Genomic DNA, 26,059 nt, shown 5'->3' with positions numbered 1-26,059 from the left:
CAGCCACTCCAATTTGCTGATCATCTACCACTTCATTTTGATCGTTCACATACGTAATCGTACCGTTTTTTTCAATATTGATACTTGTTGCCTCATCCGGAATCGTCAGTGGAGAGTTTCCATCACTCCCAACCAGATAGTAACCGTCCGAATTCACGATATTACCCTCAGCATCCAGATAAAAATTTCCTGCTCGCGTATATGCTTGTCCATCCGGCGTATCCAGGATGAACATCCCATCACCTTCCAGCTGCAGATCCAGCGGGTTGTTTGTTGTTTGGCTAAACCCCTGTGTGTGAATATCATCGATCGAACCTAATTGGGAACCTAAACCGACCTGTGAAGGGTTAATACCACCACGGTTATCCGTTGGCCCCGAAGCCCCGGTAGTTGTCTGACTCAATAAATCCTGAAACGTCACACGGCCTTTCTTGAAACCTGCCGTATTGACATTGGCAATGTTGTTGCCGATAACATCCAATTTTGTCTGAAATCCTTTCATTCCGGAAATGCCTGCATACATGGAACGTAACATGTCATCTCTCCCCTTTATTGGTTTTTTGGCTTCCGATTCAATGCTGTATCTGTCGGTCAACAGCATATTGGCCTCCCAATCGGGTCCAGCCTATTCGTCTATCAGAATCGTGCCATTTATGTTGGTAAAAATTCTACTGGTCGCTTCTGCCTTATTCATCGCTGTTACGACTGTGTTATTCTTCGTATTGACAAGTAATGCTGCATCATCTGTCAAGACGAGTGAATCTGTAACACCTTTTCCTTTTGCTTCAGTGATTTTTTCTGAAATCGCCTGCCACTGATTATCATTAATGTCGATATTTCGTTCATTTAACCGTGCTTTAGCGTGCTTGCTGATTTTTACATCCTGAACACCTGCCAGCACATCTTTAAAACTGTCTTTAGCTTTATTTTCTGCTGGTTTTCTGACTGACGGAAGCGGCAATGCGTGTTGCTGCTGTAGTTGATGTATACGGTGATCCATATTAATCACTTCCTTCATCGTCAGGTTTGGTCTCCGCATCTGTTTCAGCGTTTGGATCACTTACTCGTGTAACAGAATCAGCGTAAATCTTTTCACCATTTTCCAGATTCAATACAGCCTGTCCTTCATACTGGCTGACAGCAATAACATTACTTGTCTGAATGTCCAGCTCTTCTCCGGTTTCTTCATCATATACCTGATAGGAGACTTCCCTTCCAATCATATGACTGTATTGGAGAATCGGCGAAACGTTCTGGTGCTGTACAAGCCGATCAATCGAATTTGCCATATTCATGGTTTGTTCCAGCTGTGAAAATGATGCCATTTGTGATATGAATTGACTGTTATCCATGGGACTCGTTGGATCCTGATTTTGGAGCTGCGTCATTAAAATTTTAAGGAACTCATCTTTGCCAAGCTCTGGACTTGGAACACGCTCTGCCTGCTGATTCTGCAAATAAAGCGACGAATCGATTGACGTCATATGTCACGACACCTCCTCATTCATTAACACCTTTTGAAACTGTGAATCAAAATCTTCTTCATCTTCAGGGTTATCGTGTTGTTCGGAATGATCTGACTGTCCCTCATCGTGATCGTCCATTGGGTGTTCACCCTCACCATGGTCGCGCTGATGGGTTTGTGCTTGCTGTGATGTAATTTCCTGCTTTTCAACGACTACTTGTTGTGGTGAAAACATACTTTTCAGCTGGTGCATATTTGCTTCAAGCATTTCTTTTGCAGCAGCTGATGTGACAACAATTTTCACCGTCATTTCGCCATTCATCTGTGTCAGCTTCACCATCATGTCGCCAAGATTTTCAGGACGCAATGTCATATTTAACTGTGAGGTCCCATTCTGCATCGTTAAAAACTTACTGGTTTTCATGACCTTTTGGAACTGCTCAATTAATTGCTGATCAGCAGGTTGGGCGTTTTGTGTCTGATTCAAATGAATAACATATTGTTCAATTTTTGATAACGGCATTGACGACGTGAATGTCATGGACTGCTGAAATGTCTTTTCCGGTTGTCCCTGGCTTTTTATCGCGTTTTGCAGCCACTTTGCAACATCCGTACTGGTTACTTTCGCATTTGTGTTATACTGCTGCTTCGATACAAGCTGATGTCTCTTTTGAAAGGCTTGTACCAGTTCTCTCCAGATTGTTTGTTCTTTGCCGTTATGTTTACCTGATTCGAAAATCATACTTGATTGATGGTTACTTTTCTTCTCTAACGCAGCCCATTGTTCCAGAACTTTCAACAACTCTGACGCTACCTTTAAAGTGCTTTTTTGATCCGTAATTTGTGATAACAGCTTTTCAACTTTTGCAAACAATGCTTCAAATTGTTTTTGCAGGACTTCCTTATTTAACACTTCCGGTGCTGCTTGCATATTTGCAAGTAATGTTACAGCCTTATTGTCCTCTGTATTTTTTGCTGTTTTACTCTCCTGTTCCAGGTTAAGTGTGTCAATCGACTTTTCCACCAACTGTATTGCTGCTTCTGTTGATGCGGGACCGTCCTGACCCATAGCCATACGATCAAGTGTCTCTTTTAGCATTTGCATGACTTCTGCAGATTCTGTCCCGTCCTTATTCATCGCAAGCAATGCTTCCAGCTTTTGCAGTATTTCCTCTTTTGCCGCTGCACGATCAATGAACTTATCCGCCCCCAACAGCATTTTAACCAGAGACATTTTGCCTTGTCCTTCTTTTTGTGTATTAAGTGACTGACTCTTACTTGTCTTGGAATTTGTTAATAGATTTTGGAAGACTTGCTTGTCTCCTTCAGCAGCATTTGCACGCGTTTGCCGGGAAGCGCCTTTTGTCTGCATAACTTGCTGAAACATCATTCCGACCGCATTCAATTTATCACCCCCTTTCAAGTGCGTGTTCAAAAAGGAGGATAACAAGCCAACGAGCTTCTCTTGTTTGTGGACTTCTGCGCCCGCCACAGGCCGTGGGCGGTTTTAGTAGAAGGTCCCCTATTCGATGGGTCATTGTTACCGGACTTTTTGAACATCCTCTTCAAGTATCATTTTTCTTCTAATCTGTGCGATTTACGAATTGCTGGGTTAATTCAGCTGCCAATTCGGGTTCCATCGCTTCGAAAATTTCACCGCGGACATCATTTGGAAGATTTTCCAGAATTGATATCGTCAAGTCCTGCTCCATATTTTGCAGGATTTGTGCCGCCTGTTCATTATCCATTTCTGTAAAAGAGGACGAAATCGTTTGGATCGAGTCCGTCCGGGATGTTCCCTCTTTCCCGTTTTCCGATGCTGTATCGTCGGCTGCCGCTTCATTATTTTCAAGTCTGGCTATTTCCTGTTCCATGCCATCAATGGTTGATTCCAAATTGGAAATTTGCTGGTTAAGGGCAGCAATTTCTTCGTCTTTACTGGCAATCGTATCTTTCAATTTTTCCTCTGACCGTTGCTCATCTTTCTCTTTGTCCGTTTCTATGACATTGGATACAACAGGTATACTATTTCCGGTTTCTTTAGCCCAGCCGAGCACATCAACACCAGCAACAGTCAATATAATAAGGATAAGCGTAATTGCCATGATGACCGGAATGACAATGGCAAATAAGAACCATAAGAACGGATTCATTTTCTTTTTTTCTTTTTGATTAGTCACTGCCATATGACTCACCTGTTTTTTGGCTTAAATACTGTTGGACGGATATTTCATCCATTAATGCCTGTTCATGCTTTCTTATGATGGCTGCATTTTCCTTGTGCCGGTGTTCAATTATTTTTTCAAACTTTTTCACTTCCACATAGGCATGATTCAAACGTTCATGTTTTGCTTCCATGTCATTTCGGGCTCTCTGCATTTCAGATTGCAGTTCCACAATTTGTTTATTCAACTTCTCAATATATGCAGACTGCTCTCTGATTTTGTCAATTGACGTTGTCTGCTGCAGGTAATCTTCATAAGATGATTCTGCTGTTTCTTTTTTTCGGAGCAAGTTATATAGTCGTGTCGCAACTTCTTCAAATAGATCAATTGACTTCTGATAAGATTTCTCGGCAACATTCTTCTCATTCTCACGCACATGTAAAATTTTAGAGAGTGCAGCTGTTTCCGCCATTAAATGCCTCCATTCAGCAGCTTTTGCATCTGAGTAATCGAATCTTCCAATGAATGATATTCTGAAATTCCCTGTTTTAAAAATGCCTGTATCTTGGGATAGTATGAAATAGCCTGATCAATTTCCTGGTTGGTTCCCCGCTTATACGCACCAATTTGAATCAGTTCACTATTTTCCTCATACCGCGCCATAAACTCCCTGATTTGCTGCGCCGCAGCCAAGTGTTCCCGGCTGACAATTTTGTTCATGACCCTGCTGATTGATTTTAACGGATTGATTGCCGGGTATTGTCCTTGTTCAGCCAGTTTACGGTCCAGGATAAAATGGCCGTCCAATATACCCCGGACTGTATCAGCAACCGGTTCATTCATATCATCACCATCGACCAAAACGGTGTAAAAAGCTGTAATGGTCCCGTTTTTACTCGTTCCAGTCCGTTCGAGCAATTTGGGAAGTGCAGCAAAAACAGACGGTGTATAGCCTTTGGTTGTCGGCGGCTCACCTGTAGCCAACCCAACTTCCCTTTGAGCCATGGCTACCCGTGTTACTGAATCCATCATCAAATTGACCTGAAGTCCCAATCCCCGGAAATATTCGCTGATAGCCGTTGCAGTATAAGCACCTTTAATCCGCATTAATGCTGGCTGATCTGAAGTGGCAACAACAACGATGGATTTTTTTAAGCCTTCTTCACCGAGATCATTTTCAATAAATTCCCGGACTTCACGTCCACGCTCTCCAATCAGGGCGATGACATTTACATCTGCACTGCTATTGCGGGCAATCATACCGAGGAGTGTACTCTTACCAACCCCACTTCCGGCAAAAATGCCAATTCGCTGGCCTTTGCCTACTGTCAAAAGTGAATCAACGGCCTTGACCCCAACCTGGAAAGGTTCCGTTATTTGCGGACGCGATAAAGGATTTGGCGGCGCTTGTTCGGTTAAATAATTCGATAATCCTTTAGGCAGCTTCGAACCATCTAAACATTCTCCAAGTGAATCAACCACTTTCCCAATTAATCCGCGGCCGATTTTAACGGTTAACGCCTTTCCTGTAGCTTCCACCAGACAACCCGGGCCAATTTCAGCCACTTCCGCGTATGGCATCAGGACGATTTTTTCATTGTTGAATCCGACAACCTCGGCTAAGACAGTTTTTCGGTCAGCAGCACTATGTATACGGCAAACCTCACCAATATTCGCCTCCGGACCTAATGATTCAATCATAAGACCAACGACGCGCAATACTTTTCCATAACGTTTTAATGAATCAGCTTGATGAATGGTTTCAAGATATTTCGCGATGTTCATTGGCTGTTCTCCATACTGACTTCCTGTAAAATGTCGCGCAATTCCTGCAGCTGTGTGTCAACGCTGGCATCAATTTGTCCAAATGGATGGTCAATCAGGCAGCTGCCTTCGTTTAAATCCTCATTAACAAAAACAGAAACGTTTATATCTTTATCGACAAGATACGCCATCTCATCTTGTTGCCGGACAACCAAATCATAGTTAACAGGATGAACATGAATGGCAATTTCCGATTTATCCTTGATTTCCTTAATGGCTGAGTCAACAATCGATTTGAATGTCTCCGGGTTTTCTTCCAATTTTTGCTGAATGATTTTTTCTGCAATGTGAATTGCCAAATCCAAAATCGCTTCATCACTCTGTTCAATGGTGGCATAATAGTCTTTTGTTGCAGATTTGACAATGTCATTTGCATCTGTCAGCAGTTGTTTGTATTGCTGAAGGCTATCACGCTTGCCCTCTTCAAAACCCTCCGTATAGCCAGTCTGTCTCGCCTCGTCGATATATTGCTGTTTTTCGGTTTCCCAATTCGCTTTTGCTTCTTCTATTTCGGCATTTGTTTGCTGCCGTAATGTGTCTTGCTGCTCTTTTATTTGCTGAAGTTCCTCATATGCCTGATTGATTTCTGTCTGTATGTGTTTCTGTTCATTTTCTTGATCAGTGGAAGGTTCCGATTCATCCTGTTTGTTCAATTCGATTGACCTGACTTTGATAAGTCTTTCCTTTAAGACATTTGATTGATTTGAATAAATACTAGACAATGATATCGTCACTCCCACCACGTGCAATGACAATTTCGCCAACTTCCTCGAGGCGGCGTATGGCCTCGACGATTCTCGTTTGTCCTTCTTCCACATCACGCAACCGGACAGGTCCCATATATTCCATCTCTTCTTTAAATGATTCTGCCATTCGCTGTGACATATTTTTTAAGACGATCTCTTTCACTTCATCGCTGGCAGCCTTCAAGGAAAGCCGTAAATCTTCATTATCAACTTCCCGAATGACACGCTGGATAGCACGATTATCGAGAACAACAATATCTTCAAAGACAAACATGCGTTTCTTAATTTCTTCTGCCAGTTCAGGGTCCTGTATTTCCAGTGCATCGAGTATCGTTTTCTCGGTGCTTCGGTCAACACCATTTAATACTTCAACGACTGATGGAATACCGCCAGCCTGTGTATAATCCTCTGTCAGTGAGGACGAAATTTTGCGTTCCAGCACTTGTTCTACCTGGCTGACAATCTCCGGTGAAGTCGAATCCATTGTCGCAATCCGTTTTGCAATTTCCGCTTGCATCTCCTGTGGCAATTCGGACAATATCTGGCCGGCCTGTTCCGGGTCAAGATACGATAAAACAAGCGCAATGGTTTGCGGATGTTCATTTTGTATAAAGTTCAGTATTTGCTGCGGTTCTGCTTTCCGTGCAAAATCAAATGGCCTAACCTGAAGTGAAGCTGTCAGACGTTCAATGATACTGTTTGCTTCCTGTTGTCCAAATGCCTTTTCAAGCACGGTTTTCGCATATCCAATCCCGCCTTGCGAAATGTAATCCTGTGCTAAAGCAAGTTGATGAAATTGATCAAGCACATTTTCTTTTAAATCTGATTCAACCTTTTTCACGGAGGAAATTTCCAGGCTTAATTTTTCGATCTCTTCCTCTGACAAATATTTATACACCTGTGCAGATACGTCCGGGCCCAAGGAGATTAATAGAATTGCCGCTTTTTGTTTTCCAGTGAGCGTATGTTGTCTAGCCATATGAATAACACTCCTTAATCATCCGCAATCCAGCTCCTTAGCAGTTTAGCAAAATCTTCCGGGTTGTCTTTTGCCATTTTTTCCAATTGCCGTTTGCGTATAGCCGATTCAGATTCTTCCGTACGGTCTATTTCCGGAACGTCATCTTCCACTTCAGTTGACATGGTTTGTCCCATGACTTCATCTTCGTCTTTTGATTTCCGGCTGCGCACCAGCATGATAATTAATAAAATGATAATAGCCAGTAATACACCACCGGCAATATACATCCATAATGGGATGACAGGTGTTGACGACTGTGGTGAACCAATGCTTTCACTGAATTCCTGAAATACAATCGACGTTTTTTCCTGAGGCTGAACCGCTTCATCATATTCACCGTCAATGGATGTACTAATGATTGAATCGAGAATTGATGAAATTCCGGCGCTGACGGTTTCCTGTTCCTGAGCTGAGAGGTATTGAACCTCCCCGTCCTGTTCACCTTTCACTTCATCAACTGCAACCTGGATTCCCAAATCACGGATCTTATACGGACTTTCAACGATTTCTTTGCGAATCCGATTATACTCATTATTAATCGTTTCTTTTGACAGTTCGTAATCGCCATTTTCGCCTTCTTCAGCAGCCTCATAATTTGGGACATCCTCGTCACCTGTACCGGCAGTACCACCAACTGGCGGATTACCTTCATAGGTTTCCTCAATGTTCTCGATACTGACCGGCAGACCTTCCATGTTTTCAATATCTACAGGTTCCACCAATTCTTCAACACGGTTCTCCTGTGTAAAGTCTACATCAGCTGTGACCGAAACAATGACATTTTCCATTCCCACCATTGCGCCAAGCATTTGCTGAAGTCTCTGCTTAATATCCTTTTCAATATCTTTCTTTACATTTTGCTGATATGCATATGTATCCTGTTGACCCGTTCCATTAGGGGCATCCTGATCATAGTATTCAAAATATTGATTCATGATGGCAATATTTTCTGCTTTCAAATTAGGTACAGCTTTGGATACTAAATGGTATAACGATTCAATCTGATTCCCTTCAAATTCGTACCCTGGCTGCGTGTTGATCACGATAGAAGCACTTGCCTCTTGCGTTGATTCACTCACAAAAACAGGCTCTTCAGGCATATTGATCATGACTTCAGCATCATTGATGCCTTCAACGCCTTTTATCAGGTTTGCTAATTCGGTTTGCATCGCATCAAGCTTGATCATATCGAATTCATTATCTGTTATACCCCAGGAAGCATTATCACTGAAAAAAGAATAATCAATATTCCCGCTGTTCGGAATCCCTTGGCCCGCAAGATCTACAAGCAGTGAGTCAACCTCAGCTTCCGGTACCTTAACGGTTGTTCCGCCATTTTCCAATTCATAAGGTACACCCCTGGAATCCAATTCAGTTTTAATTTGGCTTACCTCTTGTAAGGATAAATCGTTATATAATGGTACGAATTTGGAATCAGACGAAAATAGTATAATCGCAATAATCAAAGCCACAACGATTGCAGCAGAACCTATGAAAATCCCTTTTTGGCTTCTGGACCGTTCAGTCCAAAACGATTTAGCTGTATCTTTGAATTTCATTATTTTTTCCTTCATATGTTCCCCCGCCAAATTCTTGGAAAGCTCGGCTTATCGCCAAAGCAATAATAGCGAAAGCCCTTTGTTATGCTTATAAGGTTATCTATAAATTTCTACTTTCTAACATGATTAAACATCTGTCTGTAAAAGACGAAAAAAACCTGTATTTAATACCAACTGTTATGACCTTACTATTAAAACCGGGCCCGTTTCTCTCTTCATATCTGTTATCAATAGGTTTCTATTAAATCTGCATACGCATAATTTCGTTATAAGCATCGATCACTTTACGTTGAACTTGTACAGATGTTTCCAGCGTAATACTTGCCTTTTGGGCTGTAATCATAACATCGTGCAGATTATCAATCTGACCTTTCGCCAATGCCTCTGTCTTTTGATCTGAAGCAATCTGGGCTTCATTTACATCGTCAATTGCATTTTTAAGGGCATTGGCAAAATTGTTTTGCACATCACTCGGCGAAACAGATGGTTTAGCCGGTCCGGAATTGGCATCGGGTAACAGAGGCTGGGTGTTGACGCGATTCACAAAAGAATTCATCGAAATCTCCCCTTATTCTATGTACTTGCAGTATGTCACGTTATGACTTGTTCTTCCGTCATAACTTCTATTTCCCTATCTCCAATGCTTTCATCAGCATGTTTTTGCTTGCATTCAATGATGTGATGTTAGCTTCATAGGATCTCGTTGCACTCATTAAATCGACCATCTCTTTTAATGGATCGACATTTGGCATCTCTACATAACCAGCCTCATTCGCATCCGGGTGATTTGGATTATAAACAACCTTAAAAGGTGATTCATCTTCAGCTATCTCGGACACCTTCACCCCGGCACCGGAATCACCTGTAGAATTTGTGGCTTGATTTAACAAAGAACGAAAGCTTTTTCCATCCGGTTCCATTACAACCATTTTTCTTCTGTATGGCTCATATTCACCATCTTCGTTCATGGTTGCTCTTGTTGTTTGTGCATTGGCAATGTTGGAAGAAACAACATCCATACGGAGTCGTTGTGCGGTTAATGCACTGCCGCTGGTGTTTATGGCATTAAATATCGTCATCTTTATTGTCCCCCTCTAATCACCGATTGCAGACTGCCGAATTTACCATTCATCCGGTCAACCAAACTTTGATAATAGATCTGATTTTTGGCCAAATCTGTCATTTCTTTATCGATATCAACATTATTCCCATTATGGTTGTACATCGTATTTTGTCTCGTCACTACTCTGAATGGTTGGCCCTGACTCGCATTGTCAAAAGGTATATGTTTTGCATGTGTTCGTTTTGTGTCGAACGATGGGTCTAATGCCTCATTTAAGACATTCTTAAATTCGACATCTTTTGCCTTATAATCCGGTGTATCAACATTTGAGATGTTATTTGCAATCGTTCGATTTTTAGCTGATGCGTAATCAAGCGAACCTTCAAGCGTTTTAATCGTACCACCAAACAATTCCATTTATAATCCCCCAACATGTTAATAGAAAAACCCGGGGCCCCTTATCTTATAACAAGTGCCGAAGTTTTTCCTATAAAGTCATCCATAATTTTATACTTTTTCCAGCGTTACAGAAATGACTTACATAATCCATTTAACCCATACAAATATTGTAATTTAAAAGGGCCTTTCATAAGTCTATCAAATTTCGACATTTTTTATTGTAAATAATAAAATTGGTTATAATGACCTAGGACTTATTGCGTGTATTATTTCCAATTTTTACTATATCCTGACATGGATTAGTTTGCAACTAATGGAAATATATCTTTTCTGGTGTTGTTTTTGATGTCTTCTATCCAGTCCATCAACTTCCGGAAGCAAACCACTGTCATCCTGTTCATGTATACAAGTGGTCTTTTGTAATTTCGAATCCTGTCATCAATGTTGGTGGTATAAATTTTACGAATTCAGCATTAACTATGTTAAAAGCATACTTTTTGTCAATTAGTCTGAAGAGGCCTAATATGTAGGTGAAAGCTAATCACAATAAGGGGTGAGTCAAATGCAAGCTCGGTTAGATTATTATTCGATAGCACCGGAAGCAGCAACAATCATGGTTGAGTTCGAAAAGTATGTTAAGTCAACGAACCTTGATTCAGCGCTTGTGGAATTAGTCAAAACCCGTGCATCACAAATCAATGGATGTGCGTTTTGTATTGATATGCATACGAAAGACGCACGTGCCAATGGTGAAACTGAGCAGCGTCTGTATGGTTTGAACGCATGGAGAGAAACGGATTATTATTCCGAAAAAGAACGTGCAGCTTTAGCCCTGACCGAAGCAATTACCGAAATATCCAATCATGATATATCAGATGAGCTATATAATAAAGTGAGAGAACAATTTAATGAAAAAGATTTTGTTGATTTAGTTTACGCGATTAATACGATTAACAGCTGGAACCGTTTGGCTATTACAATGCGTGCAGTGCCTGGCCGGTATCAGCCGAATTAGGGAAGGGGGAAAAATCCCTGCTCGCGCTTGAAGTGGGGGTTTTTTCATATTCACGTAAGTTGGTATATAAAGTGTATCAGACGAATAAATTCAACGATGTGGTCTGTGTCACTTCACATATTTTGCCTAAATAATTAGGTGGGAAGCTTAAAGCATGAACAGACTGCGAGGAAGCCCGCCAGAAAGGTAAAAGGGCTGTGAGGATTCTACCGTCTTATACAAAAGAAAAAGCAGCATAAAGAGACTCCCATTAACTTTATGAAAGACCTCTCAGATAAAGTGAATGCCAAGTGTATTTGTATGTAAGTAATAGGATATTAACCATAACAGGCTGGGCAATCATTTAATTACTCAGATATCTAACGCTCTAACTCTCTATTTTCAATCTCCACTTTATTCAGAACTTTAAACAATGCTTTTTGGTTTTGGGTATCATTCATAAATTGAATACCATATATCATTTGTGGTTCATCTTTATAAATTTCCTGGCGAACAATGATACCAACTAAAGTAAAGTCTTCATCTCCTAAGTTAAATTTAATTTTTAAATTTACTCTTTTTTTAACCGGGAGATCGAAATCAGAGATTAATTTCATACCTTTAAAACTAAGATCTCTAATTTCTCCTTCTTTCCATGAATTATCGATTGATGTTTGGTTAGCAATTTCTAGTATTGAATACGCACATTTTTTTATGAAGAAATTGACTCGAAAAGCTTCTCTACTATTGGTATCTTCTTTCATCTCTTTTACTTTTTTTGACAGTTTATCTATTTTCTTGTCTTTCTTTTTTAATTCTTTCAATAACACAGCCAGTAAAATTAATAAAACAAGTGTTAATATAATGAAAATTGTTGTAATAATCGTAACGCCATCGATTGATAGCATAATACATCTCTCTTTCTATTAACAAGCAGTATTATCATACAATATGAATCAATGCAACGAAAGTCCTAAATTAATGGTAGTATTAAAAAGATAGCACTTGTCATTTAACGTGTCAAATTCCAGTCAAAAAGTTGTACCTGCAAAGTAATTTAAACAGTAGTTAATTTTTTATAAAAATGGATCATGTTGCAACTGCTAAACTCGCGTAGGCTGTTTTCGGTAATTAAAAATGAACACTTTTGGAGAGGTATCGGAATATATAATGGCGAATGAGTCGAAAAACATGTCTAGTCAAAACCCGGGGACCTTCATTACGAAGGTTTTCCGGGTTCGTTATTATTAAAATCAATGCGTTATTTAATCCGTTTGCAGCTGATTTTCAGCTAATTTAGCCAAATCTTGGGCGTTTGTACTGATTTCCTGCACCGTGGATGAGATTTCTTGGATGGCAGCTGCCTGTGTATCAGTCATTTTATGGATACCCGAGAAGGAATCCTCCAGTTCATTAATCAAGTTTTGGATCTTTTCTATCGATTCATCAATTTTCCCGACGTTATCTTTTGAGTTATTAGCGAGTTTCCGGATTTCCTCGGCGACGACACCGAAGCCCTTCCCGGCCTCACCGGCACGCGCAGCTTCAATCGACGCATTCAGACCTAGCAGGTTGCTTTGGTCAGAGATACCTTTAACGACCGTTGAGACCTCGCCAATATCATCTGTGCTGTCACTGACCTTTTTCACTTGTGATGAGACGCTTGTCACGTGTTCAGCCAGCTCGTTGATGGAGCTCGTCACTTCTTGGATGGAAGCGGCTGATTGTTCTACCACTGCTGAAAGGCTTTCAGCTACTTCGTGTAATTTATTTGCTTTTTCCAAACTTGTACCGAGTCCCACACCACCAATGACGGTGCCGTTCTCATCATGCAACGGAATGGCGCGGGCAATTAGCGGGAAGCCAAATAATTCTTTCGGTAAGATTTGCGATTTTGAACTATTTTGCCTAATGGCATTTGTGATAATGTCACCCTCCGCGAGTGGATCACCCGGTTTGACATTCAATGAGAATGTCTCTCCGGGAATATTAATGATCAGTTTTTCCGTATCATAAATGCCGACTGTGATATCATCTTGTACCAATTTATTTAAAAAAGGCGCCACTTTGACAAAGGCATCCAATAATTCTGATTCTGTCTCTGTTTGCGGTGTTACATTAGTCATAATCGTTCTCCTTTGCAGTTAGTATGGTAATTGACGTTGTCCGTAGTTGACCGATATCCATTTCATGGTCGTAAATTCCTCAAGGCTCCATTCTCCATTTAGTCGGCCAAGACCGGATTGTTTTTCACCTCCGAACGCGACAATTGGTTCGTCATTGATGGTGATGTCATTGACGTGGATCATACCAGTATGCACTTTTTTGGCTAATTGGACGCCACGCTCCCCATCAGCTGTATGAACGGCACCACTCAATCCGAAATTTGTATTATTGGCTATTTGGATAGCCTCTTCATCTGTTTCAAATGGCATTACACTAACAACAGGGCCAAACATTTCGTCTTGAGCGACAGCCATATCCGGAGTGACATCAGTTAATATGGTTGGTTCCACCATATTGCCGGAGATATTTCCTTTCAGAAGTGGTTTGGCACCCTGTTCGATACCCTTTTCAATGATTGCTTTCAGGTTCTGGGCCGCGTTTTCGTTCACGACAGGGCCGATAACCGTATCTGGGTCCCGAGGATCGCCAGTTTTCAATGATGCAATTTTCTCCTTATATTTAGCTGTGAACTCATCGTAAATAGACTGATGCACAATGATGCGATTAGCCGACATGCAGATTTGCCCCTGATGCGTGAAACGACTGAAGGCTGCTGCGTTAACCGCATAGTCGATATCGGCATCGTCAAGAATAATGAAGGCACTGTTCCCACCCAATTCTAAGAGTGGTTTCTTAAAATGTTTTACCGCCAGCTGAGCGATATGCTGGCCGACGCCGGTCGATCCGGTGAATGAAATGATTCGCGGAATTGGATGCTCCACAAATGTATCACCGATTTCACTGATATCGGTGACCACGACATTGAACAAACCCTTTGGAATACCGACTTCTTCAAAAATCTTGGCAATAAGTGTACCGCCAACAATTGGAGTTTCCTCATGCGCTTTTAAGACAACACCATTGCCCGCGCCAATTGCCGGGGCAATCGATTTGACGGAAAGGAAGAAAGGGAAGTTAAATGGGCTAATGACCCCAACGACACCTGCTGGCATACGATACAGACGGTTTTCTTTTCCATTTTCAACAGATGGCAGAATTTTGCCTTCCATTTTAAGCGGAAAAGTTGCTGCCTCCTTGAACATATCTTTGACAAGGCCGATTTCAAATGCGGCTTTTAACCGTGTTCCACCAAGTTCATCTATAATAATATCAGTAATATCTTCTTCATGTTCCTCAATATATTTAGCTGCATTTTCCAGAATATCTCGCTGCTTGTAAGGATTGACCTGATTCCATTCATCCATTGCCGCCTGTGCAGCTTGATAAGCGGCATCCACATCTTCTGTTGCAGCCATCTTAAATTCTGTGATTACCTTACCATTGTATGGATTTTTATCAGCCAGTACACGGCTGCTTTTTCCGTCACGCCATGTTCCGGCTATATACTGTTTGTTTAATGAATTGATGTTTAACAATAATATACCTCCTAGTTGTTAATAAATCTCTTTCTTATATCGGCAAAAATAGCTTAAATTAAAGGTATTAATGATAGTACAGAATCTTCTTTCACTATTTCAGCAGCTAAAATGGCTGTTTTAACGTTTTTTTGCATCGATTATGAAAAAATACGCCTCCCTGTCAAATTGGAAAGCGTACATATCATGAAGACTTCTCAAGCGTGCGAGAGAAGCGCCAAGTTGTGCGGGAAAGGCGCTCATACGTGCGAGAGCTGCATCTAGTCGTGCGGGAGAGCTGCTCAAGCGTGCGAGAGCAGCGTCAAGTTGTGCGGGAAAGATGCCTAAACGTGCGAGAGTTGCTCCAACTCGTGCAAGAAAGACACTCAAACGTGCGAGAGCAACACCCTAACGTGCGCCCACACCCTGCCCCACTTGTCCTTTAAATTTTACCTCTGTATATTAGAGGTATAAGCTATGTTACTTAGGAGGCTGGGCATGAACATCGGAATAGTTGGTGCGGGTGCGATTGCGAATTTTTTAATGAAGGAAATCAATCAGAACGGGACCGGTGAGATGCGAATCAGAAGTGTGTTTGTCCGGGATCGGGTGAAATACCAGGAGCTGGAGCGTCAATTTGATGTAAAACTGTTTGATCGTCTCGATGCGTTTCTTGAATCGGGGATTGATATCGTTGTGGAAGCGGCGAATATTGCGGCGGTTCATGCATTGTTACCAAACATTCTGCCTGAGAAAGATGTTGTTTTAATCAGTATCGGAGCCTTGGCTGATACGGATTTTCTCGGGGAGATGAACAATTTAGCGGAAACGTATAGGCGGACGATTCACTTACCATCGGGGGCGATTGGCGGGCTTGATCTCCTGCAAAATGCGCACGCGACTGGCGGGGTAAATGCTGTATCGATCACAACACGAAAACCGGCCCGGACGCTGATTGATCGTGAAGCTGCAACGGAAGAAGTTGTGGTTTTTGACGGGAAAGTTTCTGAAGCGATTAGGCAATTCCCGAAAAATATTAATGTGTCGATCATTTTATCCCTTGCTGGTGTGGGTGTCGAGCAAACCAACATGACCATTATCGCCGACCCAACAGTTGAAAACAACATCCATACGATCGACATCAAAGGTGATTTTGGCACGGCATCCTGTTCAGTGACAAATAATCCGCTCGCGGAGAATCCGAAAACAAGCCATCTTGCCGCGATGAGCATATTAGGGACGTTAAAGCGCATCACAAACCATATCAAAATAGGCGGTTAGACTGAATGGGCGAACAGCCGTTAAGCCGCGTTTCTTTGAGACAATAGGCCTGCCTGAACAACCGTTTAATAACGGATGAAACCTTCCCCTATGAGCCAGACAATTATCGGGGAAGGTTTTTATTCTTACAACCGCAGCCCAGACAAAAACAAAAATATCAACAGAATAGCCATTTTTTAGATGAAATGGTAGACTATGGGTCAATTCAAAAGAAGGAAATGCCTCACAAATGAGCCATAAAAATCAGAAAAGGATTATAACAATCGTCAAAGAAGATAACCTCACTTACGATGACTATGCCTCGCTGGATGACGAAAACCGTTACGAGCTGGCAGGCGGAAAACTGGAATTGATGAGCCCGTCTCCATTAACGACTCACCAATTAGTAAGTTCGAATATATACAAACAAATTGACTTCAGCTGCAAATCAGACTACTTTATTTTTAACGCACCCATTGATGTCATCTTATCGGATGCAGACTATCCCTATTCCCACCTGCTCAAATCCGGATAACCACTTACTGCCCAGGCCCCATCAACAAGCAGGCTGGCACCATTCACATAACTCGCATCGTCACTGACCAAAAAGAGAGCGGGGCCGGCCATTTCTTTCGGATCTGCCGCACGGTTCATAGGAATACGTTCCATAAAGGCTTCTTTGATTTCTTCGTTTTCATTAAATCCTGAGGTTAGCGGTGTATCAACAAGCCCCGGCAGGATGGTATTGACGCGTATATTGTGACGGGCTAATTCCAATGCGCCATTTTTCGTCAGCATTTCGACACCGGCTTTTGCGGAGGCATAAGCGGATCCCGTATACATCGGTACGTGGGCGTTTAATGAGGAAACATTCAAAATCGCACCGCCGGAATCCTGCTTTTTCATCTGGCGCCCCTGGTGTTTCATACCCAAAAAGACACCGTTCAAGATGAGATCCACCGTAAAATTCCAGTCATCCTCGGAAAGATCGGTAATCGTTCCTGCTTTGCTTGCACCGGCCACATTAAATCCATAATCAAGCTTCCCAAATTGATCGACTGCTTTTGCCACTAATGTCTCATGATCCGCTTCCTTCGTGACATCCGTTTCCATTCCAACAAATTGCCCGCCAAGCTCATTTTCCAATTCGTTTAGGCGGTCCGCATTTAAATCAGCTCCTATCACCGAAGCACCTTCCTTAATCAGCCGCTCCGTAATGGCATATCCAATTCCGGATGCTGCGCCTGTGACAATAGCTGTTTTGTCATTAAAGCGTTTTGTATCAGCTGCCATCCTATACTCCTCCTTAGATGATGATGAATGATCGATTTATCCCCGGGAAAACAAACGCACAAAAATTCCCACTTCCACTAAAAACACTTTTAGTATCGATTCCGCCTCTATCTTCCCCTTCATCAATAGCCTTATGCGCAATAGTCAAATGTTGGTGATGTTTTATCCTGTGAGGAACGATGACGCCACGTTGCGTTAGTCACCTGCCAGTTTCCGTAATCGCCTTCTTGCAGCCTTCCCCCAGCTTTTCACAGCCTCGACCGTAACACCTTCCTGCTCAGCAATTGCCTTGAGTGACATGTCCTCTATAATCGAATATTCCACCCATTTCCACTGCTTATCCGAAAGCTGATCACGGACTTCGTGCCAAAACTCGGCATTTTTTCACAATGGGATAATTCAGCCCCTTCTTCCGATAGCTATTCCCATCATCAACATGAATTCTATGTTCCTTCGCATAATGCGCCGCTTTTTCCTTTTCTTTGTTTTGTTTTCGCATCAAATCAATCATGCGATTACGGATAATGTAGTTAAAATAAGTTGCCATTGGACCTTTGTCCGGCTGGTATTTTTCGTACGCGTCCCACATGGCAACCAGCCCTTCCTGATAATACTCCTGATGCGGATCCCGGATGTTCAGCCGATGAATATAGTAATGAATCCGCCGCTCATTCTGTTTGAAAATCTCATCAAATGTCACTTGACGTTTATCCATTTATAACGCCCCCTATTAGTCCAAAAAGCAGCGCTTAATAGACCATCTCTTTATAACTATAATCGAGACAAATGTGCATTTGGGGGCATCAAGATAAAAAGTTTTTTAATTTTTTACCCAGTATGCCACTTTTTAGTCATTCATTTCGATTGTAGCGGTGAGGGAGACTATTTATTATAACCCAGTTCAATTGCGCTAATGGGGTCACAAAATATTGGTGGTGTCATGGCAAAATAAACTATGAGAATAATAAAGGCAATCATTCTCACAGCGGGATTTGGCGAGATTTTTACCTGCGACTAAATCTCAATTAAAAGAAATGCCCCGATAGCCGATAAGCCAACTATTCCCTAGCATTAACGCAGATTAGGAAAGAAACCAATCCAATTATGTACGATTATTATCAAAAGAAGATTAAAGAAGGGCGTAAAAAGAAACAAGCAATGGTGTATGTGGAGCGGAGATTGGTGAATATTGTTTTTCGAATCATGAAAGACAAAGTGCCATATGTACAGCCTGAACTAAAAGCTAAGGAAGAAAGTGCGTAACAAACACTAGGATGGGATGTCCTAGTTCCCAATGCTTGAAATGATTTTTGATGATGATATGGGGCAAAATTTATAGAAAATGCATTTGCCTTTAATGGACAACAGACTGTAACTGCCGTTGTAAGTAATGAACCTCTTGTTTCAATTCGCTCATATGCCCGTTAAGATCTTCAATTTCTGCCGAAATAAGCTCATACTCAAGAGAATATTCTGCTAGTCTTTTCATTTTATGAAGCCTATTTTCTATTTCTTCTAAGATACGATCTTGTTCTTCACACCACTGGAGCTGTTGTTCAAGAAACCGCTTATGTTCCTGCTGCTCTTTATCCATTCGTTCCTCCTATCAAATTGCTTTACGGAAGCAGACGAAGTGTCCCCATACTTTGTGACTTATTACATTTATAAAGACATTTTTCGACAAAATATGAAATTCGGGAGGTGACAGGCACCCGAACCCGATATGCAATGTGAAGGGAAGGATCCACCTTTCCGCCAAAGTTTTTTACCCCAAAACTAATTGCTTGAATTTCACATATTCAGCATTTATCTCTTTGATTAGTTTTTCTATTAAATAATTTATCTTTCCTTTATTTAAGAAATTTCGGCAATTAATGCATCGGCTCTCTTTTCTTGTTCATAACTAATCCAATGTCTTTACATAAATCCCGTCGAGGCCAACTGATAAATTGTAATGTTCAGCAATATAATTTAAATCCTGTTCTCTTTTGAATACTACATTTTTAATCTTTTCAGTAATTTAACCTTTATTGTTTTCATTTTTAACTGTTTCATTTATTATATCGTAAACGTCCTTTAATAAGCCAATTTCTAAAAATTTGCAGTTCACTTTACGTATCACAAAAATACAATCATCAATTACTACAGTTTCTTTTGAACCTTGTAATAAATTAAATACTCTCGAATAATAATCCTTAAGATAATCCGACTTACCCGCAAATATTTTGATTAATCCTTTTTCTTTTGGATCAATTATATCTAAATATAATTGACTGCTCCTTTCATATAAGATACTAGCTACTTTAAGGATATTTTGTTCCCCTTCAACACTCAAAACTGCACGTAATTGCCTTAAAGCATTACGAATACCATCATTCTTTTTAGTCATCCAACCTTTTGATTCTAAAACAATTCTCTCTTCATCGTTCCTAATCCCAATAAAATCAGGCCTTTTTCTATTTTCCCCCGTATATTCTAATTGATTTTTGTCATAAGAATCCAAATGAACCAACCATATTACATTTAACCTTGAAGTGGCTATTGACTGGCTGAAAATCATACCTATAAAATAATTAATAGCACCTTTTTCGGAGGGGTCCAATAAATAAAATGCTTCAGATCTTTTAACATGTTCGCCCTCCAAGTTCAAAAAAGCCCTAACCATATCTATTCTAAATTCTATTTCATATTTTGAATAATACGGTATACGAAACACCTCGTCAAAGCTTCCCTTACCTACAGTTAATGCAGCCCTATATAAATCGTCTTGCAAAAATTCAAGTTCAAACTCACCATCTCCAATTCCACGTTGACTATAAAAATCATTGAATGAGCACCAAATTTTTGAGGTTTGAGTATTATGTACTAGTGCCATATAATGTGTGATCAAATCCAACTCTATCACCCCTTATATACAAAGGGACTCTAGATATACCAGAGCCCCTTCTAAACAACCTAATATTATCGTAGTAGTTGTAATACCCCTTGAGGCATTTGGTTGGCTTGCTTCGCCGCTATGTCTTTCGATCATAGAATAGACTATATCTTCACCCACTTTAATACGTGGGGCTGGGAGCTTCGAACAGTTCCTTTATCAAAACTGCCCTACGAGATTCATAGTCATAGCTTTTGCCTTAGACCGTATTCTCTAGTCGTTGGACCTTCTCCAGCGTTTCCGCACAGGAGCTTGGCTGCTGATTATCCATCTATCTTCTTCATTTTCAAACCGTCACGTTTGCTGTTTCCAGCTGCGTTGTGGTTGAAAGAGTTTTAGGAAGTTCCAGCAATTCACCCAGTTATGCTCTTATCCATTGCTAGATAAGACGCCCTTTCAACAATTACCTTAGGAGTTGCAGTACCCCTTGTGGTATTTGTTGAGATTGAGCCAACATTGCTTGTGATGCTTGTGCAAGAATTGATGATTTAGTTTGGTTCATCATTTCTTTCGCCATCGTGCGAACATTTACTTTCATAAATGACCAGACTATATCTTCACCCTCCAGGATTCTGGTAGGGGTCGGGCACTTCGGATTCGCAATGTTAAACCGACGTTGCTTCACCTACGGATTTCATCATCTTGGGCTTAGCCTTTAGATGGTATATCCTAGTCGTTGAACCTTCTCCATCCTTTCGGAACAGGAGCTTGGCTGCTGATTGCCCAATCTTTTCTGTTTTTGAACCCTCACGCTTATTGTTTCCAATTACGTTGTGGTAAGAAAAGTTCTAAGGGGTTTCCAGCAATTCACCCGATAATGATCACTAGCCGTTACCAGCCAGGACGACTGTGCTTGTCGCGGCTTAAGCCACTAAAGCATAATCTACGTCACGGATACGAGATTCAGCAGCAGTTAAGTTCTCAGCTGAAGTACCCAGGTTATTGATTGTGTGATCCAAGCGGTTTTGGTATGCACCAAGTTCAGAACGTTGTGATGATACTGTTTCAATTGCATTATTGATTATAGTAATTGCCTCTGCTGCACTTTCATGTGTAGATACATCAAGAGCTGCTTCAACAGTATCATTATTGGTACCATCAGTTACATTATTACTATCAGTAAAGTTACCTGTACCTGCTTGACCAGTTAGACCAAGGGCTGCTGCTCTCATATCTTCAATTTTAATGGACATACTTTGACCTTCATTTGCACCAACTTGGAAGGTTGCTTCAAAGCCATTTCCAGTTCCAATAGTTACTTCAGGAACATCATTTCCGCTAGCCGTTGTTTCAGTAATTTGAATAGAAGTACCCGTTGATGTTGCTGAATAAGTTCCTTCTGAATCTAGTGCTGATGCAATTGCTGATGCTGTTGCTTCGTCGTCCGCCCCGAGTGAAAATTCATTTCCTTCTGTTAATGTAACATCACCAATGTTGATGGTTTCACCAGCTTGAACATTACTTCCAATATCAAAGGTATATTCGCCAGGTGTTCCAGCACTACCTCCTCCAGAAAAGTCACTAGCGGAAATATCAGAACCAGATGCAGTTGATTCTGTAAGTGTAATTACTCCAGAACTAGCAGTCGCACTAAAAGTACCTTCAGAACCTAATGCCGTTGCAATTGCTGATGCTGTTGCATCGGTATCTGCTCCTGCAGTAAAATCCGAGCCTTCTGTTAATGAAACACCTCCAACCGTAATTGTTTCACCCGAAGACACATTTGAAGTTAATTCAATTTCATAAACACCTGGTGTACCAGGGGTACCTGATTGACTAGGTGTATTAATATTAAAATTACCGAAAGATGCACCAGTACCAGCTACACTTGCTGTATCTTCAGTTACCGAAACCTCTGTAACTCCACCATTTAAAAGGCTTTGAGTATTAAATTCAGTTGTATTACCAATACGGTTAATTTCAGAAGTTAATTGGTTAATCTCCTTTTGAATTTCATTACGATCCGTTTCGGTGTTTGTATCGTTTGCTGCTTGTGTGGCCAGTTCACGCATACGTTGAAGGATTGAATGTGTTTCATTCAAAGCACCTTCCGCCGTTTGGATCATGGAAATACCGTCTTGCGCATTCGTTTCTGCTTGCTCCAAACCACGAATCTGCCCACGCATCTTCTCAGAAATTGCAAGACCTGCAGCATCATCTGAAGCGTTGTTAATACGAAGACCTGATGATAATTTCTCCATTGAAGCTTGTTGTGCATTGTTTGCATTACCCAACTGACGATACGTGTTAAGTGCCGCAATGTTGTGATTAATTCTCATAATTCCTTACCTCCATGTGTTTGTATTCTAGCAAGTTACATCCGTTTAACTTGCTGATTTATAATAACTCCTTAACTGGAGTTACTACCATTGTGAATCTCTCCACGAATAATGTTAAATTCTTGTGGAGCGCTAATTCGTAATTGTGTATAATTACTTAGTCTTTCATCCCTTTTTACTACTTCTATCTCAATCTCTCGCCCATGATCATCTACTAAATAGATCTTTTCACCGGGCTTTCGTCCTAACGTTAGGGCCATGGGTCTCATCCTCCTTGATGATCTATTATTTATATCGGTACACATTTCATATTCTTTAACGTTTTATCAAAAATTTTTGTTATGGTTAGCCCCCCAAAACGGAGCCTTCCTAAATAAAATAGTGCAAAACAACAATATATCGTACTTGATTAAACTTAAATACCACTATCTGCAGTATTGAAAATGAGATCGTGACCTTTTCAGGAGTGAACCTTAATATGTATTTTAACAACGGTTACTTTATAAAAATTGATTCAGCTTAATTCATGTATTCACCAAAAGAATAAAAAGGATGAAGGTATATTGCCTTTCATCCATTTTTTTATAAAGCAAACCATTTATTTTTGACTGCTTATACAAACCGATTATTATCAATAGTTTAGTATGAAACTATAGGAATCTATTTATCGATTTAAGAAAAAGCAAAACCAAGGAAGAGAATCTCATGGTTTTGCTTTTTCGTAGAATATTATCAGCTATTTCCGATTGGCCAGTCAAATGGCGGTGACCCTGGAGGTGACGTCTGAATGATATCAATGAATGGAATGGTGTATGCAAAGAGAATTAATGCAACAGTCAGTCCAATCCATAATTTCCAATTTTCCAGGAACTTAGGCGTCGGTTCAGCATCTGGTTCTTCTTCAGCAATCGGGAATTCTTCTTCTCCTTTAGGTGAGAAGAATGCTAATTGAATGAAAATGTATACCATCAACAGGATGCCGATGAATAAAATGGAACCGCCTATTGCCTGTGCTACCTGATAGCCTATCCAATCAGTCGCCTGTTCTGTTCCGCCGTACTCTGAGTAAGAAGACCGTCTTGGTGCTCCCAGCAGTCCGGCAATATGCATGGCTCCAGACATGATGGTCATACCGACTGTCCAGACGATGGTTTGGATAATGCCCAGCTTGTTTATTTTGGATGTTAATTTTCGTCCTGTTAAAGCTGGAATAAGCCAATAGGATATTCCGAAAAACGACAATATAACGGTTGTTGCAACTGTTATGTGAAAATGTCCCGTTACCCAAATTGTATTGTGAATAACCTGGTTTAATTGATGGGACGCATTAATAATTCCACCAGTACCTCCAGGAATAAAGGCAAGCATACCAATCATCGGTGCTAAAAACCGAACGTCTTTCCATGGCAGATGTTTAAACCAGCCAAACAGACCTCCATAGCCTTTTTTGCGACCGGTAATTTCAAACGTTGCGAACATTGAGAATGCGGTCATTAACGATGGAATAATAACCATAAAGGTTAAAACAACCTGAATAAATTTCCATAACGGATCGATGCCAGGCTCTGTCAGCTGATGGTGAAACCCGACCGGAATGGAAAACATGAGAAATAATACAAAAGACAAACGGGCTAATGAATCACTGAAAATTTTCCCGCCAATAATCTTTGGAATAATCGCATACCATGCCATATACGCCGGCAGCAGCCAGAAATAGACTAATGGATGACCAAAATACCAAAATAATGTTCTGCTGACTAAAATATTGATTGTTTCCGCATAGCCTAATGACCATGGAATAAATTGAACTAATACGGCTGCAGCAACACCTAATGTCGCAATAAACCACAAAAGCATATTGATAACAACCATAAACGCCAATAAAGGAGATTTTTCACCTTTATGCTGTTTTTTCCACACATACATTTGTCTGAAATTGACAAAACAGGCGACCCAGCTCCCGATAATAACAAGTGCTAACCCAATATAAAATGCCGGATGTGCTTGTAATGGTGCATAAAATGTATAGAGCACATTGGCTTTCCCCAGTAAAATAGTAATAGATGCCATGATTGTACCGACCAGCATGACACAGAAGCCAAACCATGCTGTCTTCCGCTGTTTATCTGTCATGCCAACTGTTTTATTCATGAGCGCATATTGAAAACCAATAATAAAATAGGTTGTTAGAACAAGTCCTAATATGACCCCATGAACGGTTAATATCTGGTAATAGTCAATGCCCCATGGCAACGTCAATGTTCCCGAACGTACTAATGTCTGCAGCAGCCCCATAAGCCCGCCAATCAATAATGAAATAAATGCTACATAAATAAAGGACATGGACAGATTGGCTTCCTGCTTTGATATGCCTAACTTTTCGCTGATCATTCTTCATACACCTCCACAGTTGCGAACATTAGGTGATGGCCTGTTCCGCAATATTCATTACAGACAAGCGTATATTCTCCGGGTTTATCCAGCACTGTTTCATAGCTGCTGATATACCCTGGTTCAACCATCATGTTGACATTTGTACCGGCAATTTCAAATCCATGAACGACATCCTTTGATGTTACTTGAAATAATACGGTCGAACCTTTTGGAATTCGGATTTTTTTAACACTGGAACCTTCGTCGTCAACACCTAAATCATAATTAAATGCAGAAGCTAATACATTAACGATATACTTATCATCCTCAACTTTCGTCATTCCCAGGTTTTCCTGTTTGAAGGTATCATGTGCTTCCACATTTTGCGGGTCAATGGTCATTTTTTCACTTGGAGGTTGTGTTCCTTTATAAAAAGCACCCACCCCGATAATAAGAAGAAAAAAGACCAGCGAGCCAATCCCAAATAATAACCAGATTTTTTCATACTTGTGTAAATGCATGTTAAACATCCCCCCGAGCATTCGTTTCTTTTACCGCACCATGAATAGAATGTAAACGCCAAACCAGCTGACTATAATAAAAAGTCCCAAGAACATAACAGAGATAAGTGTTCCTTTTAAATTGGGCTTTTTACCTTTTACCGCTTGCCTCTCTTCTTTGCGTTGCAAGTCTTCCATAGTAATTCACTCCCTTTAACTGTTTGGTTCTGTTTCTATTTCCATCATACACAATTTAGAATTAGTGTTCATGTAATTTCACAAGGTTTCACAAATTTTTCAATAACGCGTATAGAGCCCGTATTGGCGGAATTTACTACTCTTTTTTTAAATGTTTTGTGAATGGTTTGTGAAAAATACTTAATAATTTTGTGAAAAATATCTGAACTAAAGCAAAAATTGGGTGTTAAAAAGTTATGATATAAATTGAAGTCATTAGCCGCTTATTATTGGCGACTTTTTAAACAACGCAGGTAAAGAGGGGCGATGAGGTTGATAAGCAGGCATTTCTCCATATGAAATGAATTATTAATCCAGCACTGTAAATGTTAAAAAAGAAGGTAGTATTAATATTTTTCTAAAAC

The 26,059-nt window shown here is 40.7% G+C and carries 31 protein-coding genes; 4 read left to right on the top strand and 27 right to left on the bottom strand.

Going from position 1 to position 26,059, the window contains the following annotated elements; genetic code table 11:
• The 13 genes from VK080_RS02925 to flgB all read right to left on the bottom strand — a co-directional run.
• Positions 1–535, bottom strand: a 535-nt coding sequence (locus VK080_RS02925; protein WP_324223304.1) for a flagellar hook-basal body complex protein, incomplete at its 3' end; no start/stop codon positions are given.
• 90 nt (positions 536–625) lie between these two features.
• Complete coding sequence (locus VK080_RS02920) at positions 626–1,000, bottom strand: TIGR02530 family flagellar biosynthesis protein (protein ID WP_324223303.1); 375 nt, start codon at positions 998–1,000, stop codon at positions 626–628.
• Position 1,001: 1 nt separating this feature from the next.
• Entirely contained in the window at positions 1,002–1,484 is a 483-nt protein-coding gene (gene flgD / locus VK080_RS02915; RefSeq protein WP_324223302.1) for a flagellar hook assembly protein FlgD, read from the bottom strand.
• A gap of 3 nt (positions 1,485–1,487) precedes the next feature.
• Positions 1,488–2,870 (bottom strand): flagellar hook-length control protein FliK, encoded by a 1,383-nt coding sequence (locus VK080_RS02910; protein WP_324223301.1) that lies wholly within the window; start codon positions 2,868–2,870, stop codon positions 1,488–1,490.
• 178 nt (positions 2,871–3,048) lie between these two features.
• On the bottom strand, positions 3,049–3,651 hold the full coding sequence (locus VK080_RS02905; protein WP_324223300.1) for a MotE family protein: 603 nt from the start codon (positions 3,649–3,651) through the stop codon (positions 3,049–3,051).
• The gene (gene fliJ / locus VK080_RS02900) at positions 3,638–4,102 is read right to left on the bottom strand and encodes a flagellar export protein FliJ (protein WP_324223299.1); all 465 of its coding nucleotides are present in this window, start codon (positions 4,100–4,102) and stop codon (positions 3,638–3,640) included. The genes VK080_RS02905 and fliJ overlap by 14 nt, the downstream gene beginning before the upstream one ends.
• Positions 4,102–5,415, bottom strand: coding sequence for a flagellar protein export ATPase FliI (gene fliI / locus VK080_RS02895; protein WP_324223298.1), 1,314 nt, complete (start codon positions 5,413–5,415; stop codon positions 4,102–4,104). Before fliI ends, fliJ begins: the two co-directional genes overlap by 1 nt.
• Complete coding sequence (gene fliH / locus VK080_RS02890; protein WP_324223297.1) at positions 5,412–6,176, bottom strand: flagellar assembly protein FliH; 765 nt, start codon at positions 6,174–6,176, stop codon at positions 5,412–5,414. Before fliH ends, fliI begins: the two co-directional genes overlap by 4 nt.
• Positions 6,169–7,179 (bottom strand): flagellar motor switch protein FliG, encoded by a 1,011-nt coding sequence (fliG, locus tag VK080_RS02885; RefSeq protein WP_324223296.1) that lies wholly within the window; start codon positions 7,177–7,179, stop codon positions 6,169–6,171. Before fliG ends, fliH begins: the two co-directional genes overlap by 8 nt.
• Positions 7,180–7,193: 14 nt before the next feature.
• Positions 7,194–8,795, bottom strand: coding sequence for a flagellar basal-body MS-ring/collar protein FliF (gene fliF, locus VK080_RS02880; RefSeq protein ID WP_324223295.1), 1,602 nt, complete (start codon positions 8,793–8,795; stop codon positions 7,194–7,196).
• A gap of 226 nt (positions 8,796–9,021) precedes the next feature.
• Positions 9,022–9,336 carry a flagellar hook-basal body complex protein FliE gene (gene fliE, locus VK080_RS02875; protein WP_324223294.1) on the bottom strand — a complete coding sequence of 105 codons (315 nt, stop codon included), beginning with the start codon at positions 9,334–9,336 and terminating at the stop codon, positions 9,022–9,024.
• A gap of 67 nt (positions 9,337–9,403) precedes the next feature.
• Positions 9,404–9,859, bottom strand: a complete 456-nt coding sequence (gene flgC / locus VK080_RS02870) for a flagellar basal body rod protein FlgC (RefSeq protein ID WP_324223293.1) — start codon at positions 9,857–9,859, stop codon at positions 9,404–9,406.
• Between the two features lie 2 nt (positions 9,860–9,861).
• Positions 9,862–10,260, bottom strand: a complete 399-nt coding sequence (gene flgB, locus VK080_RS02865) for a flagellar basal body rod protein FlgB (RefSeq protein WP_324223292.1) — start codon at positions 10,258–10,260, stop codon at positions 9,862–9,864.
• Between the two features lie 544 nt (positions 10,261–10,804).
• Here flgB and VK080_RS02860 point away from each other — a divergent pair.
• Complete coding sequence (locus VK080_RS02860; RefSeq protein WP_324223291.1) at positions 10,805–11,257, top strand: carboxymuconolactone decarboxylase family protein; 453 nt, start codon at positions 10,805–10,807, stop codon at positions 11,255–11,257.
• A gap of 359 nt (positions 11,258–11,616) precedes the next feature.
• On the opposite strand, the gene VK080_RS02855 is transcribed toward VK080_RS02860, so the two are convergent.
• From VK080_RS02855 to VK080_RS02845, 3 genes are all read right to left on the bottom strand, one after another.
• Complete coding sequence (locus VK080_RS02855; RefSeq protein WP_324223290.1) at positions 11,617–12,144, bottom strand: PilZ domain-containing protein; 528 nt, start codon at positions 12,142–12,144, stop codon at positions 11,617–11,619.
• Between the two features lie 357 nt (positions 12,145–12,501).
• Complete coding sequence (locus VK080_RS02850; RefSeq protein ID WP_324223289.1) at positions 12,502–13,362, bottom strand: methyl-accepting chemotaxis protein; 861 nt, start codon at positions 13,360–13,362, stop codon at positions 12,502–12,504.
• An 18-nt stretch (positions 13,363–13,380) separates the two neighbouring features.
• On the bottom strand, positions 13,381–14,838 hold the full coding sequence (locus tag VK080_RS02845; RefSeq protein ID WP_324223288.1) for an aldehyde dehydrogenase family protein: 1,458 nt from the start codon (positions 14,836–14,838) through the stop codon (positions 13,381–13,383).
• 477 nt (positions 14,839–15,315) lie between these two features.
• Between VK080_RS02845 and nadX the strand changes: the two genes are divergently transcribed.
• A complete protein-coding gene (gene nadX, locus VK080_RS02840; RefSeq protein ID WP_324223287.1) occupies positions 15,316–16,098 on the top strand; it encodes an aspartate dehydrogenase in 783 nt (260 codons plus the stop codon).
• Positions 16,099–16,327: 229 nt separating this feature from the next.
• On the top strand, positions 16,328–16,612 hold the full coding sequence (locus VK080_RS02835) for a hypothetical protein (protein ID WP_324223286.1): 285 nt from the start codon (positions 16,328–16,330) through the stop codon (positions 16,610–16,612).
• On the opposite strand, the gene VK080_RS02830 is transcribed toward VK080_RS02835, so the two are convergent.
• From VK080_RS02830 to VK080_RS02820, 3 genes are all read right to left on the bottom strand, one after another.
• Positions 16,585–17,370 carry an SDR family oxidoreductase gene (locus VK080_RS02830; RefSeq protein WP_324223285.1) on the bottom strand — a complete coding sequence of 262 codons (786 nt, stop codon included), beginning with the start codon at positions 17,368–17,370 and terminating at the stop codon, positions 16,585–16,587. The genes VK080_RS02835 and VK080_RS02830 overlap by 28 nt on opposite strands.
• 195 nt (positions 17,371–17,565) lie before the next feature.
• The gene (locus VK080_RS02825) at positions 17,566–17,694 is read right to left on the bottom strand and encodes a sigma factor-like helix-turn-helix DNA-binding protein (protein WP_324223284.1); all 129 of its coding nucleotides are present in this window, start codon (positions 17,692–17,694) and stop codon (positions 17,566–17,568) included.
• Positions 17,695–17,722: 28 nt separating this feature from the next.
• Positions 17,723–18,085: a sigma-70 family RNA polymerase sigma factor gene (locus VK080_RS02820; RefSeq protein WP_324223283.1), complete on the bottom strand. Its 363-nt coding sequence runs from the start codon at positions 18,083–18,085 to the stop codon at positions 17,723–17,725.
• Between the two features lie 389 nt (positions 18,086–18,474).
• Here VK080_RS02820 and VK080_RS02815 point away from each other — a divergent pair, with 389 nt between their 5' ends.
• Positions 18,475–18,633 (top strand): hypothetical protein, encoded by a 159-nt coding sequence (locus tag VK080_RS02815; protein ID WP_324223282.1) that lies wholly within the window; start codon positions 18,475–18,477, stop codon positions 18,631–18,633.
• A 91-nt stretch (positions 18,634–18,724) separates the two neighbouring features.
• Here VK080_RS02815 and VK080_RS02810 read toward each other — a convergent pair whose 3' ends face one another.
• The 8 genes from VK080_RS02810 to VK080_RS02775 all read right to left on the bottom strand — a co-directional run bounded on the left by VK080_RS02810 (position 18,725) and on the right by VK080_RS02775 (position 25,655).
• The gene (locus VK080_RS02810; protein WP_324223281.1) at positions 18,725–18,964 is read right to left on the bottom strand and encodes a hypothetical protein; all 240 of its coding nucleotides are present in this window, start codon (positions 18,962–18,964) and stop codon (positions 18,725–18,727) included.
• Positions 18,965–19,390: 426 nt separating this feature from the next.
• Complete coding sequence (locus VK080_RS02805) at positions 19,391–20,266, bottom strand: hypothetical protein (RefSeq protein ID WP_324223280.1); 876 nt, start codon at positions 20,264–20,266, stop codon at positions 19,391–19,393.
• Between the two features lie 442 nt (positions 20,267–20,708).
• Entirely contained in the window at positions 20,709–20,810 is a 102-nt protein-coding gene (locus tag VK080_RS02800; protein ID WP_414672205.1) for a flagellin, read from the bottom strand.
• 358 nt (positions 20,811–21,168) lie between these two features.
• Positions 21,169–22,584: a flagellin gene (locus VK080_RS02795; RefSeq protein ID WP_324223279.1), complete on the bottom strand. Its 1,416-nt coding sequence runs from the start codon at positions 22,582–22,584 to the stop codon at positions 21,169–21,171.
• Positions 22,585–22,655: 71 nt separating this feature from the next.
• Positions 22,656–22,844, bottom strand: coding sequence for a carbon storage regulator (locus VK080_RS02790; RefSeq protein ID WP_324223278.1), 189 nt, complete (start codon positions 22,842–22,844; stop codon positions 22,656–22,658).
• Between the two features lie 472 nt (positions 22,845–23,316).
• Positions 23,317–24,975: a b(o/a)3-type cytochrome-c oxidase subunit 1 gene (locus VK080_RS02785; protein WP_324223277.1), complete on the bottom strand. Its 1,659-nt coding sequence runs from the start codon at positions 24,973–24,975 to the stop codon at positions 23,317–23,319.
• A complete protein-coding gene (locus VK080_RS02780) occupies positions 24,972–25,478 on the bottom strand; it encodes a cytochrome c oxidase subunit II (RefSeq protein WP_324223276.1) in 507 nt (168 codons plus the stop codon). Before VK080_RS02780 ends, VK080_RS02785 begins: the two co-directional genes overlap by 4 nt.
• 30 nt (positions 25,479–25,508) lie before the next feature.
• A complete protein-coding gene (locus tag VK080_RS02775) occupies positions 25,509–25,655 on the bottom strand; it encodes a cytochrome c oxidase subunit 2A (RefSeq protein WP_324223275.1) in 147 nt (48 codons plus the stop codon).
• Positions 25,656–26,059 lie beyond the last annotated feature (404 nt).

The organism is Lentibacillus sp. (genome assembly GCF_035301925.1).
Classification (GTDB): domain Bacteria; phylum Bacillota; class Bacilli; order Bacillales; family Amphibacillaceae; genus Lentibacillus.
The sequence above is the reverse complement of the archived record's forward strand: the minus strand, read 5'-3'. Positions and strand labels throughout refer to the sequence as shown.

Excerpts from the sequence above, each read along its gene's own strand:
- VK080_RS02920 (WP_324223303.1), bottom strand. The coding sequence starts at position 1,000 with ATGGATCACCGTATACATCAACTACAGCAGCAACACGCATTGCCGCTT.
- flgD (WP_324223302.1), bottom strand. The coding sequence starts at position 1,484 with ATGACGTCAATCGATTCGTCGCTTTATTTGCAGAATCAGCAGGCAGAG.
- VK080_RS02905 (WP_324223300.1), bottom strand. The coding sequence starts at position 3,651 with ATGGCAGTGACTAATCAAAAAGAAAAAAAGAAAATGAATCCGTTCTTA.
- fliJ (WP_324223299.1), bottom strand. The coding sequence starts at position 4,102 with ATGGCGGAAACAGCTGCACTCTCTAAAATTTTACATGTGCGTGAGAAT.
- fliI (WP_324223298.1), bottom strand. The coding sequence starts at position 5,415 with ATGAACATCGCGAAATATCTTGAAACCATTCATCAAGCTGATTCATTA.
- fliG (WP_324223296.1), bottom strand. The coding sequence starts at position 7,179 with ATGGCTAGACAACATACGCTCACTGGAAAACAAAAAGCGGCAATTCTA.
- fliF (WP_324223295.1), bottom strand. The coding sequence starts at position 8,795 with ATGAAGGAAAAAATAATGAAATTCAAAGATACAGCTAAATCGTTTTGG.
- fliE (WP_324223294.1), bottom strand. The coding sequence starts at position 9,336 with ATGAATTCTTTTGTGAATCGCGTCAACACCCAGCCTCTGTTACCCGAT.
- flgC (WP_324223293.1), bottom strand. The coding sequence starts at position 9,859 with ATGACGATATTTAATGCCATAAACACCAGCGGCAGTGCATTAACCGCA.
- flgB (WP_324223292.1), bottom strand. The coding sequence starts at position 10,260 with ATGGAATTGTTTGGTGGTACGATTAAAACGCTTGAAGGTTCGCTTGAT.
- VK080_RS02860 (WP_324223291.1), top strand. The coding sequence starts at position 10,805 with ATGCAAGCTCGGTTAGATTATTATTCGATAGCACCGGAAGCAGCAACA.
- VK080_RS02855 (WP_324223290.1), bottom strand. The coding sequence starts at position 12,144 with ATGCTATCAATCGATGGCGTTACGATTATTACAACAATTTTCATTATA.
- VK080_RS02850 (WP_324223289.1), bottom strand. The coding sequence starts at position 13,362 with ATGACTAATGTAACACCGCAAACAGAGACAGAATCAGAATTATTGGAT.
- nadX (WP_324223287.1), top strand. The coding sequence starts at position 15,316 with ATGAACATCGGAATAGTTGGTGCGGGTGCGATTGCGAATTTTTTAATG.
- VK080_RS02835 (WP_324223286.1), top strand. The coding sequence starts at position 16,328 with ATGAGCCATAAAAATCAGAAAAGGATTATAACAATCGTCAAAGAAGAT.
- VK080_RS02830 (WP_324223285.1), bottom strand. The coding sequence starts at position 17,370 with ATGGCAGCTGATACAAAACGCTTTAATGACAAAACAGCTATTGTCACA.
- VK080_RS02820 (WP_324223283.1), bottom strand. The coding sequence starts at position 18,085 with ATGGATAAACGTCAAGTGACATTTGATGAGATTTTCAAACAGAATGAG.
- VK080_RS02815 (WP_324223282.1), top strand. The coding sequence starts at position 18,475 with ATGTACGATTATTATCAAAAGAAGATTAAAGAAGGGCGTAAAAAGAAA.
- VK080_RS02810 (WP_324223281.1), bottom strand. The coding sequence starts at position 18,964 with ATGGATAAAGAGCAGCAGGAACATAAGCGGTTTCTTGAACAACAGCTC.
- VK080_RS02800 (WP_414672205.1), bottom strand. The coding sequence starts at position 20,810 with ATGATGAACCAAACTAAATCATCAATTCTTGCACAAGCATCACAAGCA.
- VK080_RS02795 (WP_324223279.1), bottom strand. The coding sequence starts at position 22,584 with ATGAGAATTAATCACAACATTGCGGCACTTAACACGTATCGTCAGTTG.
- VK080_RS02790 (WP_324223278.1), bottom strand. The coding sequence starts at position 22,844 with ATGGCCCTAACGTTAGGACGAAAGCCCGGTGAAAAGATCTATTTAGTA.
- VK080_RS02785 (WP_324223277.1), bottom strand. The coding sequence starts at position 24,975 with ATGATCAGCGAAAAGTTAGGCATATCAAAGCAGGAAGCCAATCTGTCC.
- VK080_RS02780 (WP_324223276.1), bottom strand. The coding sequence starts at position 25,478 with ATGCATTTACACAAGTATGAAAAAATCTGGTTATTATTTGGGATTGGC.
- VK080_RS02775 (WP_324223275.1), bottom strand. The coding sequence starts at position 25,655 with ATGGAAGACTTGCAACGCAAAGAAGAGAGGCAAGCGGTAAAAGGTAAA.